General features: G+C 61.6%; 16 protein-coding genes. 9 read left to right on the top strand and 7 right to left on the bottom strand.

The features are described from left to right. Positions 1-96 precede the first annotated feature (96 nt). Positions 97-1113 (top strand): class I SAM-dependent rRNA methyltransferase, encoded by a 1017-nt coding sequence (locus tag LXM55_RS23165; RefSeq protein ID WP_233322491.1) that lies wholly within the window; start codon positions 97-99, stop codon positions 1111-1113. Between the two features lie 105 nt (positions 1114-1218). Next, positions 1219-4137, top strand: a complete 2919-nt coding sequence (locus tag LXM55_RS23160) for a DUF748 domain-containing protein (RefSeq protein WP_233322490.1) — start codon at positions 1219-1221, stop codon at positions 4135-4137. Positions 4138-4332: 195 nt separating this feature from the next. On the opposite strand, the gene LXM55_RS23155 is transcribed toward LXM55_RS23160, so the two are convergent. Both LXM55_RS23155 and LXM55_RS23150 read right to left on the bottom strand, forming a co-directional pair. Further along, positions 4333-4689 (bottom strand): BON domain-containing protein, encoded by a 357-nt coding sequence (locus LXM55_RS23155; RefSeq protein WP_233322489.1) that lies wholly within the window; start codon positions 4687-4689, stop codon positions 4333-4335. 226 nt (positions 4690-4915) lie between these two features. Beyond that, on the bottom strand, positions 4916-5332 hold the full coding sequence (locus LXM55_RS23150; protein ID WP_233322488.1) for a pilin: 417 nt from the start codon (positions 5330-5332) through the stop codon (positions 4916-4918). A gap of 328 nt (positions 5333-5660) precedes the next feature. Between LXM55_RS23150 and LXM55_RS23145 the strand changes: the two genes are divergently transcribed. From LXM55_RS23145 to yacG, 4 genes are read left to right on the top strand one after another with little or no spacing between them, the layout of a single operon-like run. Beyond that, positions 5661-6878, top strand: a complete 1218-nt coding sequence (locus LXM55_RS23145; protein ID WP_233322487.1) for a type II secretion system F family protein — start codon at positions 5661-5663, stop codon at positions 6876-6878. A 2-nt stretch (positions 6879-6880) separates the two neighbouring features. Further along, positions 6881-7753, top strand: coding sequence for a prepilin peptidase (locus LXM55_RS23140; RefSeq protein WP_233322486.1), 873 nt, complete (start codon positions 6881-6883; stop codon positions 7751-7753). Next, positions 7750-8373, top strand: a complete 624-nt coding sequence (coaE, locus tag LXM55_RS23135) for a dephospho-CoA kinase (RefSeq protein WP_233322485.1) — start codon at positions 7750-7752, stop codon at positions 8371-8373. The genes LXM55_RS23140 and coaE overlap by 4 nt, the downstream gene beginning before the upstream one ends. Then, positions 8370-8573: a DNA gyrase inhibitor YacG gene (gene yacG, locus LXM55_RS23130; RefSeq protein WP_233322484.1), complete on the top strand. Its 204-nt coding sequence runs from the start codon at positions 8370-8372 to the stop codon at positions 8571-8573. Before coaE ends, yacG begins: the two co-directional genes overlap by 4 nt. Before the next feature lie 19 nt (positions 8574-8592). On the opposite strand, the gene LXM55_RS23125 is transcribed toward yacG, so the two are convergent. From LXM55_RS23125 to LXM55_RS23115, 3 genes are all read right to left on the bottom strand, one after another. Beyond that, positions 8593-8808 (bottom strand): hypothetical protein, encoded by a 216-nt coding sequence (locus tag LXM55_RS23125; RefSeq protein WP_233322483.1) that lies wholly within the window; start codon positions 8806-8808, stop codon positions 8593-8595. A gap of 63 nt (positions 8809-8871) precedes the next feature. Continuing rightward, positions 8872-9561, bottom strand: a complete 690-nt coding sequence (locus LXM55_RS23120) for an energy-coupling factor ABC transporter permease (protein WP_233322482.1) — start codon at positions 9559-9561, stop codon at positions 8872-8874. Continuing rightward, positions 9558-10025 (bottom strand): FAD/FMN-containing dehydrogenase, encoded by a 468-nt coding sequence (locus tag LXM55_RS23115; RefSeq protein ID WP_233322481.1) that lies wholly within the window; start codon positions 10023-10025, stop codon positions 9558-9560. Before LXM55_RS23115 ends, LXM55_RS23120 begins: the two co-directional genes overlap by 4 nt. Before the next feature lie 144 nt (positions 10026-10169). Here LXM55_RS23115 and LXM55_RS23110 point away from each other — a divergent pair, with 144 nt between their 5' ends. The 3 genes from LXM55_RS23110 to LXM55_RS23100 all read left to right on the top strand — a co-directional run bounded on the left by LXM55_RS23110 (position 10170) and on the right by LXM55_RS23100 (position 12520). After that, positions 10170-10799: a DUF1780 domain-containing protein gene (locus LXM55_RS23110; protein WP_233322480.1), complete on the top strand. Its 630-nt coding sequence runs from the start codon at positions 10170-10172 to the stop codon at positions 10797-10799. Between the two features lie 188 nt (positions 10800-10987). Then, positions 10988-11161, top strand: coding sequence for a DUF3094 family protein (locus LXM55_RS23105; RefSeq protein ID WP_092309978.1), 174 nt, complete (start codon positions 10988-10990; stop codon positions 11159-11161). Between the two features lie 60 nt (positions 11162-11221). Then, positions 11222-12520: an NAD(P)/FAD-dependent oxidoreductase gene (locus LXM55_RS23100; RefSeq protein ID WP_233322479.1), complete on the top strand. Its 1299-nt coding sequence runs from the start codon at positions 11222-11224 to the stop codon at positions 12518-12520. Positions 12521-12586: 66 nt separating this feature from the next. Here the strand turns inward: LXM55_RS23100 and LXM55_RS23095 are convergent, their stop codons facing one another. Then, a complete protein-coding gene (locus tag LXM55_RS23095) occupies positions 12587-13489 on the bottom strand; it encodes a proline iminopeptidase-family hydrolase (RefSeq protein ID WP_233322478.1) in 903 nt (300 codons plus the stop codon). 89 nt (positions 13490-13578) lie between these two features. Further along, complete coding sequence (locus LXM55_RS23090; protein WP_233322477.1) at positions 13579-14340, bottom strand: LuxR family transcriptional regulator; 762 nt, start codon at positions 14338-14340, stop codon at positions 13579-13581. Between the last annotated feature and the right edge of the window lie 36 nt (positions 14341-14376).

Here is a 14376-nt window from a genome sequence, read left to right as displayed (position 1 = left end):
ATCCGTGAGAGCGCTTTCGCCAGCACGCTGGCTCCTACAAGGTGCGCGACGCTGGTAAACTGCCGCGCCTCACTCCTCAGCTCCAAGGCGCCCCGCATGTCCTCCTTGAATCAGGCGCTGCGCGCCGCACTCGATCACCGCCAGGACCTGCTCGCCGAGCTGCATCAGCAAGCCACTGATTGCTATCGTCTGTTCCACGGCAGCCAGGAAGGCGCCGGCGGCCTGACCATCGACCGCTATGGCCCGCAGTTGCTGGTACAGAGCTTTCACCAGACGCTGGAACGCGATGCCCTGCTGCAACTGCACGAAATCATCAACCAGCGGCTGAACCTACCCACCCTGCTGGTCTACAACGATCGCTCTCGGGGCAATTCGCGGATCGATCGTGAAGACTCGGTGTACCGCGCCGACGAGGCAGCCCTGGCAGACCTGGTCGGCCATGAGTGGGGCCTGAACTATCGGGTACGTGGACGCCATGCCGGCCAGGACCCGCTGCTGTTTCTCGACTTGCGCAACGCCCGCGGCTGGGTCAAGCAGCACAGCGCCGGGAAAAGCGTGCTCAACCTCTTCGCCTATACCTGTGGCGTCGGCCTCAGCGCAGCGGCCGGCGGTGCCCGCGAGGTATGCAACCTGGATTTCGCCGAAGGCAACCTGGCCGTCGGCCGGGAAAACGGCCAACTCAACCCGCAACTGCCGGGCATGCAATTCGTGCAGTCGGACTACTTCCCGGCCATCCGCCAACTGGCAGGGCTGCCCATCAGCCAGCGCCGTGGGCAAAAACTGCCCAGCTACCCGCGCCTTGAGCAGCGCCAATACGACCTGGTGCTGCTGGACCCGCCCGCCTGGGCCAAAAGCGCCTTCGGCACCGTCGACCTGCTGCGCGACTACCAGAGCCTGCTGAAACCGGCGCTGCTGGCCACCGCCGAGGATGGCGTGCTGATCTGCTGTAACAATCTGGCCAAGGTCTCGATGCAGGACTGGCGCGAGCAGGTGCTGCGCTGCGCCGAGAAAGCCGGGCGGCCGGTACGCGATTGTCAGGTCCTGGCGCCTGCCGCGGACTTCCCTTCAAAAGACGGACAACCGCCGCTGAAAACCCTGATCCTGCAACTTTGATCAAGGGCAGGAAATCTGAACAATCCTGAAGACTGGAGTGGTTTCGGAACCGTAAACGCGTGCCATACTCCAAGGCACTTCCGATCCAGATAGATGAAGCCTCGCATGACCAAAGGATTGATTCGCGCTCTTTGCGCCTTGTTGACCGCTCTGGCCCTTTACAGTCTGCTGGGCTTTCTGATTCTGCCGGGCATTGCCTTGCGGGTGGCCAACCAGCAGTTGGCCAACTACGCCACGACCCCAGCCCATATCCAGCGCATCGAACTCAACCCCTTCAGCCTGGAGCTGACGGTCTGGGGCCTGACTATCGGTGAGCCGGGCAAGGAGCAGATCGCCTTCGAGCGCCTCTACGCCAATCTGCAACTGGACAGCCTGTGGACCCGTGCCCTGCACCTGGCCGACGTCGAGCTGGACCAGCCCAAGACCGAGATCCTCTTCGACAAGGAAGGCAAGCTCAACCTCCTGGCGCTGTTCAAGCTGCCAGCCAGCGAGCCGACCCCGAGCGACCCCAACGCCAAGCCTTTCCCCGTGCGCGTCGAACGCATCAAGCTGGCCGGCGGCTACCTGCACTTCCAGGACCTGCGCCCCAGCGAGCCCATCGAGTTCATCTACAACAAGCTCGACTTCGAACTGAAAAACCTCAGCACCCTGCCGGACGACAGCGCCGACATGACCCTGGTGGCCACCGGCCCCGAAGGCGGACAGATCGACTGGAGCGGCAACTTCAGCGTGACCCCGCTGACCTCCGAAGGCACCTTGAAAGTCACCGACGGCAAGATGAAAGCCTGGTGGCCCTACGTACGCGATGCGGTGCCGCTGGTGCTGGAAGACGGCGTGGTCAACCTCAGTACCCACTACAGGTTCAGCCTGGCCAAGGAAACCGAACTGCTGCTGGACAACACCGCCATCAGCGTCGCGCCTTTTGCCATCAAGGCTCCGGATGGACGCCCGCTCGCGCGGCTGGAGCGCCTGGACATCAGTGAAACCACGGTGGACCTGGCCAAGCAGCAAGTGACTGTCGGCAAGATCCGCAGCCAGAAACTGGAAACCTGGGCCGCTCGCGAAGCCGACGGCCAACTGGATTGGCAAAAACTTTTCGCCAGCCAGCCAGCCAAGCCGGCGCCAAAGGCCGAGCCGGCCGCCGCCGATGCGCCCAAGCAACCGGCAGCACCGAGCAAGCCCTGGCAGGTACTGCTCAAGGACGTGCAACTGCGCAACTACCAGGTGCACCTGGCCGATCGCCAGGCCAGGCCCGCGGTCGCGCTGGAGCTGGGGCCGCTGAACCTGGACCTGCAGAACTTCGACAGCCTCAACCAGTCGCCCTTTACCCTCAAGCTCGATACCGGCCTGGGCAAGCAAGGCAAAGTCATCGCCAATGGCGAGGTCAACCTCAACCCCATCAGCGCCAGGCTCAAGGTGCAGACCAGGGACATCGACCTGCGCGTCGCCCAGTCCTATATCAGCCCGTTCATCCGCCTGGAATTGCGCAGCGGCATGCTTGGCAGCGACCTGGCGGTGGACCTGAAGAAAGTCGAACCGCTGACCTTCAGCGTCACCGGCCGGGCCAATGTGGACCAGTTGCACACCCTGGACACCCTCAAGACCCGCGACTTCGTGAAGTGGAAGCAGGTGGTGGTGGAAGGCCTGAACTACCAGCACGGTGACAGCCTGACCATCAGCCGGGTCAACCTGATGCAACCCTATGCGCGCTTCATCATCAACGATGACCGCACCACCAATATCGACGACCTGCTGATTCCCCAGCCTGCCGACAGCAGCCCCAAGTCTTCGGCAAAATCGGCCCCCAGTTCGAGCAAGCCACTGGGTATCCACATCGGTGAAATCGCCATCAACGACGGCTCGGCGAACTTCGCCGACCTGAGCCTGACACCGAACTTCGCCACGGCCATCCAGCAACTCAACGGCCATGTCGGCACCATCGACAGCCGCCAGGCCAAACCGGCGGACGTGGACGTCAAGGGCAAGGTCGACCGCTATGCCCCCGTGACCATCAAGGGCAGCGTCAACCCATTCGACCCGATGGCCGCCCTGGATATCGCCACCAGCTTCAAACGGGTGGAACTGACCACCCTGACCCCCTACTCCGGCAAATTCGCCGGCTTTCGCATCCGCAAGGGCCGGCTCAACCTCGACCTGCACTACATGATCACCAAGGGCCAGCTCAAGGCCGAGAACAAACTGGTGGTCGAGCAACTGCAACTGGGTGAAAAGGTCGACAGCCCCGACGCCGTGGACTTGCCGATCCGCCTGGCGGTGGCCCTGCTGAAAGACACCGACGGCAAGATCTCCATCGAACTGCCGATATCCGGCGACTTGAACAACCCGCAGTTCAGCGTGATGCCCATCGTCTGGCAGACCCTGCGCAACCTGGTACTGCGCGCCGCCGAAGCACCGTTCAAGTTCATTGGCGGCCTGATCAGTGGCGGCGGCTCGGAAGACCTCAGCAACGTCTCCTTCGCCCCCGGCTCCAGCGACCTGAGCAAGGAGTCCGAGTCGGCCCTGACCACCCTGGCCAAGGCCCTCAAGGAGCGTCCGACCCTGCGCCTGGAAATCGAAGGCACCAGCGCCCAGAGCAGCGACGGCCCGCTGATCGCCGAACAGCGGCTGGAGCGGGAATACCAATACACCTACTACAAGATCCTCCAGCGCCGCGGCGACAAGGTTCCGGCCCAGGCGTCCCTGTTGCAGGTTCCCGATGACGAGAAAGCACCGTTGCTCGAAGGCATCTACCGCACCCGCCTGAAACAGCAGCCGCCGGCCGAATGGACCCAGCTCAGCCGCGACGAGCGCAGTGCCAAGCTGCGTGAAGGCCTGATCAAGTTCTGGAGCGGCAGCGACGTACTGTTGCGGCAGCTGGGGCAAGAGCGCGCCAGCAGCATCAAGGACTTCCTGGTGGACAAGGGGCAACTGGCCGACGACCGGGTCTACTTTATCGACGCCAACCTGGGCCAGGCAGAAAGCGACGGCCGTGTGGTGACGCCACTGCATCTGGACAGCGAGTAAGCGCCTTGCGCCGGGCCCCATCGGGCCCGGCCGGTATTGCCCGCCCGCAATAGAACAGGCCCCGCCACAGAGTGCCGGGGCCTGTAATGATCACATCCTTGTGATCTTTCGCATGAACTTTTCAGGGAAAACGGCAGACGTATCACTCGGCTCGTCTACCGCCCCCTCTCCCTGTCCAGGCGAGAAGCTTGCCAGTTATTCGGCTTTCAGGCCGTCAGCGGAGACAGCCTTGACGCCCTTGATCTTCTTGGTGATCGCCACGGCGGTGGCTTTCTGCGCCTCGGTAATTGCCACTGTGGACGACAGCGAAACAACGCCCTTGTTGGTTTCAACCTTGATGTCGGTGCCAGGAATGCCTTTCTCGGTTACCAGATCGCTTTTCACCTTGGTAGTGATCCAGGTATCGGAGGTGGCCTCTTTGGCCTTGGTCACTTCACCGGCAGCCACAACCATCGGCGACTGGGTGTTTTGAGTGGTCTGCGCAAACGCGCCGTTGGCCAGGGTCAGGGTCAGAGCGGTAGCCGTTGCAGCAGCGATAGCGAACTTCTTCATACGAGTAACTCCTGTTCTTTTAGAAAACCTGCGCCGTGTCCTGGCAACAGGGTTATGAGGGATATTGCAGGTGCTGTGCCAAGTCCGATCAGTAAAAATATCGATATAAATCAATAACTTAAAAACAACCAAGAAAACCGGAATCATGCAAAATGCATGATGCCCCGCCAATCTGCATGCAACTTGCCGTTTTTCAGCGGCGCGGCGCCGATCGCTCCAATCGTCCTCAGGCACCCTCCGCGCCACAGCCCTTTGGCGCATAGTCCGCCTCCACCGTGGTGGTGCAAGTCCACCCGGTGTTTGCCGAGCGGCTCAGGGTCAGGGTCTTGTTCAACACGGCCCCTGGCGCATTGAGCAAGCTGCAATCGATGCTGCCTTCACCAGTGGCCGCGGTCCCGCCGGCACTCATCTGGCAATTCGAAGTCAGCGCCGTACCGCCGGCCAGGGCCAGGGTCGGGTCGGTTCCCTGGTTGAGCAGGTCCTCGACATTGACCTTCAGCGCCGAAACCTCGGCCAGTGCGGCAATCACCTTGGCCCGCGCCTGGTACTTGGAATACAGGGGCAGCGCCACAGTGGCGAGAATGCCGATGATGGCCACCACCACCAGTAATTCGATCAGGGTAAAACCGGATTGATGTTTCATGGATTGCCTCCTGGCATGAACGAACATTGCATGAGCAACCAGGCCTGAAGCACGCCTTGTGCCAGAGGCCAACCCACGGACTACGCGGCCTGCAGGCGCGATAGCCCAAGGCCTTGAGCACCAGAAGTCGCACAAACTGACAAATTTCGTCACCCGCTGCCCCTGTGTGTCAGGTACCTCGCAGCTAGACTTCGGCAGGTGCATGGCAGCCCGACAGTCGGGCTGCCGCCCCGCCAGGGAACGCCCGGGGACAGGCTAATCCGTCACCTGCTTGAGACCCGCAAGGCACGCGCGCCCCGATATCCACCCTTGCACCAAGGATCGAACCATGGCGGCAAAAGCCCCCACGACCAGCGTCTATCTGTGGAACGGCACCGACAGTCAGGGCCGGACCATGGCCGGAGAACTCAGCGCCGCAAGCCCGGCGCTGATCAGGGCGCAATTGCGCAAGCAGGGCATCACCCCGACCCGAGTCCGGCGCAAACCCAGGGGATGGCTGCGCCGGGGCCAGCGGCTGAGGGCCCGCGACATCGCCCTGTTCACCCGGCAATTGGCTACGCTGCTGCAGGCCGGTGTACCGTTGCTGCAATCCTTCGAAATCATTGCCGAGAGTTTCGAACAACCGCAAATGCGCCAGCTACTGGCCAGCCTCAAGCGCGATATCGAAGCCGGCTCCAGCCTGGCCACGGCGCTGCGCCGGCACCCACGCCATTTCGACCCGCTGTACTGCAACCTGGTGGACGCCGGCGAACAGGCCGGAGCCCTGGATACCCTGCTGGAGCGAGTCGCCCTCTATAAGGAAAAAAGTGAAAGCCTCAAGGCGCGGCTGAAGAAAGCCACGGTCTATCCAATCGCGGTCATTGCCGTGGCCGTGGCAGTCAGCAGCATCCTGCTGCTCAAGGTGGTCCCCCAGTTCCAGAGCTTGTTCGCCGGCTTCCATGCCGAGCTGCCTGCGCTCACCCAGTGGGTGATCGCCCTGTCGCACTTCATCCAGCAGCACGGCGGGCTGCTATTGGGGGCCTGCCTGCTGGGCGGGTGGGTCGCGCGCCAGGCTTATCGGCGCTCGCCGCGCTTGCGTGACCGCCTGGATGTCGGCCTGCTGCAACTGCCCCTGGCCGGCCCGCTGTTGCACAAGTCTGCGGTGGCCCGCTATGCCCGGACCCTGGCCACCACCTTCGCCGCCGGCGTCCCGCTGGTGCAGGCCCTGGACTCGGTGGCCGGAGCCAGTGGCAACAGCGTCTTCAGGCAAGCGGTGGAGCGCATCCGCCAGCAGGTTGGCAGCGGCATGCAATTGAACTTTGCCATGCGCACCAGCGGCGTCTTCCCTACTATGGCGGTCCAGATGACCGCCATTGGTGAAGAATCCGGGACCCTGGATCATCTGCTGGAAAAAGTCGCGAATCATTATGAGGTCGAAGTGGACAACCTGGTGGACAGCCTGACCAGCCTCATGGAGCCGTTGATCATGGTGATCCTCGGCGGTATCGTCGGCGCCCTGGTGGTTGCCATGTACCTGCCTATCTTTCAACTCGGTACAGCGATCTGAACATGCCCCTGACTGAACTCCTGACCCTTTACCCCCTGGCATTCGTGGTCTCGGCCCTGATCCTGGGACTGATCGTCGGCAGTTTTATCAACGTGCTGGTGTGGCGCCTGCCGAAGATGCTCGAGCGCGACTGGCAAGCCCAGGCTCGTGACGTGCTGGGGCTGGAACCTGAGCCTGCGGCCGCGCCCTACAACCTGCTGCTCCCGCACTCGCAGTGCCCGCACTGTGCGCAGCCGATCCGCCCCTGGGAAAACATCCCGCTGCTCAGTTACCTCTGGCTGCGCGGCCGCTGCGCTCACTGCAAGGTCGCCATCAGCCCGCGCTACCCACTGACCGAGCTGGCCTGCGGGCTGATCTCGGCCTTTATCGCTTGGCACTTCGGTTTCGGCTGGGCAGCGGGGCTGATGCTGATCTTGAGCTGGGGACTGCTGGCCATGAGCCTGATCGACGCCGATCACCAATTGCTGCCGGATGCCCTGGTGCTGCCACTGTTGTGGCTGGGGTTGATCGCCAACAGTTTCGGCCTGTTGGTCAGCCTCGGGGATGCGCTGTGGGGAGCGGTATTCGGCTACCTGACCCTGTGGTCGGTGTACTGGCTGTTCAAGCTGCTGACCGGCAAGGACGGCATGGGCCACGGCGACTTCAAGCTGCTGGCGCTGCTCGGGGCCTGGGGCGGCTGGCAGATCCTGCCACTGACCCTGCTGCTGTCCTCCCTGGTGGGGGCAGTTCTCGGCACGGTGATGCTGCGCCTGCGCAGGGAAAAGACCTCGACGCCCATCCCCTTTGGCCCGTATCTGGCGATTGCCGGCTGGATTGCGTTGCTCTGGGGTGGTCAAATGGCCGACTTCTACCTGCAGTTTGTCGGTTACCAATGACTCACTCCGTAAACACACCCTGGACCCTCGGCCTGACCGGCGGCATTGGCAGCGGCAAAAGCGCCGCAGCGCAGCATTTCATCGACCTGGGGGTGCATGTCATCGATGCCGATCACGCCGCCCGCTGGGTGGTGGAGCCCGGCCGCCCGGCCCTGGAGCAGATTGCCCGGCATTTTGGCAACAGCGTGTTGCAGGCCGACGGCCAGCTGGACCGTGCCGCGCTGCGTAAGCTGATCTTCGAAGTGCCCGAACAGCGCCGCTGGCTGGAAGCCCTGCTGCATCCATTGATTGCCGAGGAAATTGTCAGCCACCTGGCCCGCGCGGAATCGCCTTACGCGATTCTGGTATCGCCATTGCTGATCGAATCCGGGCAGTCACGGATGACCCAACGGATTCTGGTGATCGATGTGCCACAGCAATTGCAGATCGAGCGTACCCTGCAGCGCGACCAGATCAGCGAACAGCAGGTCCAGGCGATTCTCCAGGCCCAGGCCAGCCGCGAGGAACGCCTGCGCCACGCCGATGATGTGCTGGTCAACGACCGCGACCAAGCCTGGTTGCGCAGCGAGGTCGAGCGCCTGCATCACTTTTACCTAACTTTGCGTGGAGGCCAGTCATGAGCCAACCCCTGACCGTCGAATGCCCAACCTGTGGCGCCCCCGTGGAATGGACGGCGGCCAACGTCAATCGGCCGTTCTGTTCCGATCGCTGCAAACTGATCGACCTGGGCGCCTGGGCCGCCGAAGAACACAAGATTCCGGTGAGCCCGGATGCCGAGGACGAACTGTTCTCCGAAGACATGCCACCCCGCGCTCATTGAGCGCTCACTTCGCTGACGATCAGGGCCGCATGAAGCTGTAGTCCTGGTCGTCATCGAGGTTTTCCGCAAGAAACTGCAGCTCGTCCGCCAAGTCCTCGATACTGCGTACGCTCTTGCTCTGCTGCACCACTGCACTGAGCAGGGCACGCAGGCTCAACCCTGGTTCAAAGCCTTCCTGCTGAGCATTTTGCAGACTGTCACGCACTTCCTGCCGGGCCCACTGGTAGACACTCATGACCGCACTCCTGAGATTTTTGCCGAGCATGCAGCGCCGCCAAAAACCCTGGATTGATATGGATCAAGAGCGCGGATCCTCATCTTTCCAAGGCGCCGACAGGTAGCGAGTGCGGTTGAAGGTTTCCAGCCATTCCGGGCAGAACACCACCAGGGCGCTGATCACCATGCCGTTGATGAAGGCTTCAGGGAAGATGATCAGCCACAGGTAGCCGACAAAGTCCTCCAGCCATTCAGGCATGGCAAAGCGCTCGTCGAACCACAGCAGGCCCAGGGCGCAGAGCAGGCACAACAGCGCCGAAAGCGCGGCGGCGAAGAATCCCGAGCAGAAGATATAGACGAAGGGATTGCGTGGCTGGGCCCGTTCCACCAGCCAGGCGCAGGCCTCGGTGACCGCCACCGGCAGCAGGATCAGCAGAACGCCATTGACTCCCAGCGCCGCGAGATCCTGACGCCCCAGGGCCAGCAGCCCCAACTGCGCGATCAGCCCGCCAACGATCGCCAACGGCCAGTCCAGCAGCAGGGTGACCGCGGTCATGCCAATGAAGTGGTAGGAGACGCCGGTGTCGAAGTCCCGGCGTACCAGCCACAACAGAAACAAGGCGAATACAGTACCGAACAGCAGATGCTGGCGCCGGCTGTCGGTAAACAGCTCGACCCAGGGCGCGCGCAGCATGGCCCAGATCAGTACCGGCACATACAGCAGCCAACCGCCCATCAAGCTTTCCGGCGACAGCAGCGCCGCACTGATCATGGCAAGGCCCGCTCCAGCGCCGTCGCCAGTTGCTCGGCGGTGGTGAACGCCTGCTGCTCCACCAGTTGCCCATCCTTCAGTTGCAGCCACAGCACCTGGTTCTCGGCGGCCGGATAGCGCGGAGCTACGCGGCCGTCCCGGTCGAGCATCACCCGGTAGGGATAATCACGCATGGCCGGCACGGCGAAGAGTTTGGCGATCACCGTCGGCATGCGCTGGATATCCGCGACAAACACCCCGTGACGCTCCTGCAGATAGCCCTGGGGCCTGTCCTTGAGCGCCGCATTCACCACTTTGGCTGCCTCCATGCTGCGCGCGACCAGCAGAATCCGCGCCTGGGAATCCAGGCTGTAGGGCTGGTCGAACTGATCCAGCAGGGTCCAGGGTGCCAGGCGCTCACCGATCTCCAGGGCCTGGGCCCACAACGGCAACAGGGCCAGCAACAGCATTGACCAGCGCTTCACGGCACACTCCTTATCGAACGGTTGGAAGGCGAACAGTCTACACCGCCCCTGAGCAGGCTCCAGCGAGGGTTACCGTCAACACCGGCAGAGGTTTTTCCGCGGGCGTGGTTTTTAAGGTCATATTTGAGCGCTAAGCTTGGGGGTATGGATGACTCAGATTTTTTGCGCCTGCTTACCATCCAGGCCGAACAAGCCAACGCGTTCCTGTCCAATGCCCGCAAATGGGAGCGTGAGCGTTGGGTCTGCCAGCGCCTGCTGCAAGGCCTGAATATTCCCTATCGCAACGACGAATTCACCGCCGCCGGACAAGAGCCGCCGGACGTGCTGTTTCGCGAAGCCAGTTTCGAAGTGTTCTTCGTCCTTGATGAAGGCCGACGGCTCAATGATGAATGGCGCGACGAACTGCAGCGGCGGCGCAGCGCGTTCTCCCTGAGCCAGCTGGTACGGCGCGAAGCCAAGCCCAAGCGCATCCCGGCCAACGAGCTGTTGCTGCGCCTGGGGCCGACCTTGCGCAAGAAAGCGCACAATTATCAGGAACGCGGGATGAACCTCGGGGAACTGGACATCATTGCCTTTGCCGCCCTGAAACGCGAAGTGCTGGACCTCAACAGCCACTTCCCGCCTCCCACCGAATACCTGCGCCAGGGCTGGCGCTCGCTATCCCTGGTGGGGCCAACCTTCGCCCGCGTGCTGTTCGCCCACCCGGATGCGCCGGAATTCCTGCGCAGCAACCTGGGCCGCAGCATTCTCTTCGACGTCGGCATCAGTTTGTAAAGCCCGTCAATCCGCCCTGTGTCGGCATGGCGCAATCCGCCCGGCAATGGTAAAAAAGCGCACTGCCTGCCAGCACCGGGACCCGGCCTTCGAGCCCCCCGGTGGCAGCGGCTATGCTCCGTTCATGCCGGCTTATACCGCGCTGTAACATTCCTCAAAGTTGCGACGTCTACCTGACGAGGCCTTTTATGAGCAGCCGCCTGAACCCCGACGACCAACGCCATGTCGAAGAATATCTGCAACTGCCCCAGCACCGAGTCGAGCGCCGGCCCTTTCGGCCGTGGATGCTCCTCGTGGTGGTGGTCGCGGTGACTGTCGCACTGGGCCTGTTGAGCCGTTTTATCAGTTACCTGACGCTATGAGCCGCTTCGCGCTCGCTCGGTTGACTGCACCGATTTCTTTTAGCCTTGCGAGATATCCCCATGACTCATCGTATTGTCATCGTTGGCGGCGGCGCCGGCGGCCTGGAGTTGGCGACCCGCCTGGGTAAGACTCTGGGCAAGCGCGGCACCGCCAGTGTGATGCTGGTGGACGCCAACCTGACCCACATCTGGAAACCGCTGCTGCATGAAGTGGCTGCCGGCTCGCTGAACTCCTCCGAAGACGAACTCAACTACGTCGCCCAAGCCAAATGGAACCACTTCGAGTTCCAGCTGGGCCGTATGAGCGGGCTCGATCGTCAGCAGAAGAAGATCCAGCTCGCCGCCACCTACGACGAGGCCGGCGTGGAACTGCTGCCGGCCCGGGAACTGGGTTACGACACCCTGGTGATCGCCGTGGGCAGCACCACCAATGATTTCGGCACCCAGGGCGCGGCCCAGCATTGCCTGTTCCTCGACACTCGCAAGCAAGCCGAACGCTTCCACCAGCAACTGCTCAACCACTACCTGCGCGCTCATGCCGGGCAGACCGATGCCGTGGAGCAGATCAGCGTGGCGATTGTCGGTGCCGGCGCCACCGGCGTGGAACTGGCGGCAGAGCTGCACAATGCCGCCCATGAGCTGGCCGCCTACGGGCTGGACCGGATTCTCCCGGAAAACATGCACATCACCCTGATCGAAGCCGGGCCACGGGTACTCCCGGCCCTGCCCGAGCGCATCAGCGGCCCGGTGCACAAGACCCTGGAAAAACTCGGGGTCAAGGTCCTGACCAATGCCTCGGTCAGCGAAGTGACCGCCGACAGCCTGATCACCGCCGACGGCCAGACCATTCCCGCCAGCCTCAAGGTCTGGGCCGCGGGCATTCGCGCACCGGCTTTCCTCAAGGAGATCGACGGCCTGGAGACCAACCGCATCAACCAGCTGCAGGTGCTGCCGACGCTGCAGACCACCCGCGACGAGAACATCTTCGCGTTCGGCGACTGCGCCGCCTGCCCGCAACCAGGTAGCGACCGCAACGTGCCACCGCGGGCCCAGGCCGCGCACCAGCAAGCATCTTTACTGGCCAAGTCGCTGAAGCTGCGCATCGAAGGCAAGGACCTGCCGACCTACAAGTACACCGACTACGGCTCGCTGATCTCGCTGTCGCGTTTCTCGGCGGTGGGCAACCTGATGGGCAACCTTACCGGCAGCGTGATGCTCGAAGGCTGGCTGGCGCGGATGTTCTACATCTCGCTGTACCGCATGCACCAGATGGCCCTGTATGGGGTCTTTCGCACCGCGATGCTGATGCTCGGCAGCCGCATCGGCCGCGGCACCGACCCACGCTTGAAGCTGCACTGAGCCTCTGAACTGTCCATGGGCCCCGCTACGCCAGGTAGTGGGGCTCATGGGCCACCTACCTGGCGACTACAGGCATTCGTCGAGAAAACTCACCACCGTCCCCATGCAGGCGACCCGTTCCTCGACGTGGGGCATGTGGCTGGAGTTTTCAAACAACGCCCAACGGATGTCGGGGATCTGCTCCAGATAGGGTTGGACCACGGTCGGAGTGGCCTCGTCGTAACGCCCGGAAATCAATAGCGTCGGTACGTTGATGCGTTTCAGGCGCTCGACGATGGTCCAGTCCTTCAGGCTGGCAATGATATGGAATTCATTGGGACCATTCATGGCTCGATACACCGTGGGATTAGCGTCAACCTTGGCAAAGGTGCGGGCCACGTCGTCAGGCCAGGGCTTGATACGGCAGACATGCCGATCATAAAAGACGCGCGAAGCAGCAATGTATTCTGCAGAATCGGTGGTCCCTGCCTGTTCATGCTGCAGCAGAGTTTGCTGCACCTCCTCTGGCAAGGCTTCACGCAAGCGATTGGCCTCCGCGACCCAGGTACGCATATCGGCCGGAGAGTTGGCGATAATCAATGCCTTTAAACCTGCTGGGCGCAGCACTGCATGCTCACTGGCCAGCATCCCTCCCCAGGATTGTCCCAACAGCGCATAGTTATCGCTTATGCCCAGGTGATCCAGAAGGCTGTCCAGTTCCTCAAGAAACAGCTTCACCGTCCAGAATGTTGCAGGCTTGTCCGACACATGAGTGGAGAAGCCATTGCCAAGCTGATCATAGTGAACAACCGCTCTACCGCTGGCAGCCACATCCTTGAATGTATCGACATAGTCATAGGTGCAACCCGGCCCGCCATGCAGAATCACCAAGGGCGTATGCCCATTGAGTAAATCGCCGGTAACGCGATACCAGGTTCTATAAAGACCGAAGGGCGCATAACCTTCGAGTACTTTCTTGTTCGAGTCCATTGTGTGCCACTCCCTGTATTCCACATGGCACACACTATCGACGGGGGAAAGTCGATGTAACTAGAAGAAAGGATAGGTTTTGCCCCGTTTCAGCTATCCAATAGTCGGTAATGCACTGCCCGAGCCACCGCCTGAACCCGGTTCCTGGCACCCAGTTTATGCATGGCTGAGTTCAAGTGCAGAGTCACTGTCGCGACAGACCGGTGTAATCGATCAGCTATTTCAATAGCCGTAAATCCCTCTGCCGCCCACTTCAAACATTCTCGCTCACGCTTGGTCAGTGGCTTCGAAGGATGAGTCCCCTCTCTTTGACTGAGAACAGGATAAGCCGCTTCCTGCAGCGCATAAGCAATCAGGCTGAACTCACCGAGAACGTGGCGCATATCTTGAAGCGCACTTTGGGTCCGTCCGGAGCGCAATCCCGCGAGACTAGCAAAACCGCCTTTTGGAAGGTGGATCGGCACTGATACGCCATGAGCCATCTGAGCATTCTGCAGATAGCTCACAACGGGCGCGTGATGCAGACCAATGACTTGTTTCAAAACCGTTTCTGCCTCTGGTTGATAGGACCAGAGAAACGGTGAAATTGAATTGAGTGCCACTTGCTGCACTGGATCGATCTGGTAGTAACCCTCGCAGCACCACAGTTCCTGCCACTCCGTCGGAGTGTTACGCAAGAGAACCTCAGGCGTAATCAACAAGCCCGCATGATCAAAAGGTACTGGACTGTAGTCGTACACTAAGGCGTCAAAACCTAAATCGGCCGCCAATAGCATGGCTTTATCCAACTGCTCCTCAAGATTCCTTCCTGGTAAAAGACAGTCATTGTATTCAGACAGCTTGATCTGCATCCCTTCAGCTCCCTTGTGGTTTTCATTCTTGACAAC

Origin of the sequence: Pseudomonas sp. Au-Pse12 (assembly GCF_021341665.1) — a bacterium.
Taxonomy (GTDB): domain Bacteria; phylum Pseudomonadota; class Gammaproteobacteria; order Pseudomonadales; family Pseudomonadaceae; genus Aquipseudomonas.
The sequence above is the reverse complement of the archived record's forward strand: the minus strand, read 5'-3'. Positions and strand labels throughout refer to the sequence as shown.

Bases quoted from the DNA above. Each gene is read 5' to 3' on its own strand.
- coaE (WP_233322485.1), top strand. From the start codon at position 7,750: ATGACTCACTCCGTAAACACACCCTGGACCCTCGGCCTGACCGGCGGC.
- LXM55_RS23095 (WP_233322478.1), bottom strand. From the start codon at position 13,489: ATGGACTCGAACAAGAAAGTACTCGAAGGTTATGCGCCCTTCGGTCTT.
- LXM55_RS23145 (WP_233322487.1), top strand. From the start codon at position 5,661: ATGGCGGCAAAAGCCCCCACGACCAGCGTCTATCTGTGGAACGGCACC.
- LXM55_RS23105 (WP_092309978.1), top strand. From the start codon at position 10,988: ATGAGCAGCCGCCTGAACCCCGACGACCAACGCCATGTCGAAGAATAT.
- LXM55_RS23160 (WP_233322490.1), top strand. From the start codon at position 1,219: ATGACCAAAGGATTGATTCGCGCTCTTTGCGCCTTGTTGACCGCTCTG.
- LXM55_RS23165 (WP_233322491.1), top strand. From the start codon at position 97: ATGTCCTCCTTGAATCAGGCGCTGCGCGCCGCACTCGATCACCGCCAG.
- LXM55_RS23155 (WP_233322489.1), bottom strand. From the start codon at position 4,689: ATGAAGAAGTTCGCTATCGCTGCTGCAACGGCTACCGCTCTGACCCTG.
- LXM55_RS23125 (WP_233322483.1), bottom strand. From the start codon at position 8,808: ATGAGTGTCTACCAGTGGGCCCGGCAGGAAGTGCGTGACAGTCTGCAA.
- LXM55_RS23140 (WP_233322486.1), top strand. From the start codon at position 6,881: ATGCCCCTGACTGAACTCCTGACCCTTTACCCCCTGGCATTCGTGGTC.
- LXM55_RS23100 (WP_233322479.1), top strand. From the start codon at position 11,222: ATGACTCATCGTATTGTCATCGTTGGCGGCGGCGCCGGCGGCCTGGAG.
- LXM55_RS23110 (WP_233322480.1), top strand. From the start codon at position 10,170: ATGGATGACTCAGATTTTTTGCGCCTGCTTACCATCCAGGCCGAACAA.
- LXM55_RS23090 (WP_233322477.1), bottom strand. From the start codon at position 14,340: ATGCAGATCAAGCTGTCTGAATACAATGACTGTCTTTTACCAGGAAGG.
- LXM55_RS23150 (WP_233322488.1), bottom strand. From the start codon at position 5,332: ATGAAACATCAATCCGGTTTTACCCTGATCGAATTACTGGTGGTGGTG.
- LXM55_RS23120 (WP_233322482.1), bottom strand. From the start codon at position 9,561: ATGATCAGTGCGGCGCTGCTGTCGCCGGAAAGCTTGATGGGCGGTTGG.
- yacG (WP_233322484.1), top strand. From the start codon at position 8,370: ATGAGCCAACCCCTGACCGTCGAATGCCCAACCTGTGGCGCCCCCGTG.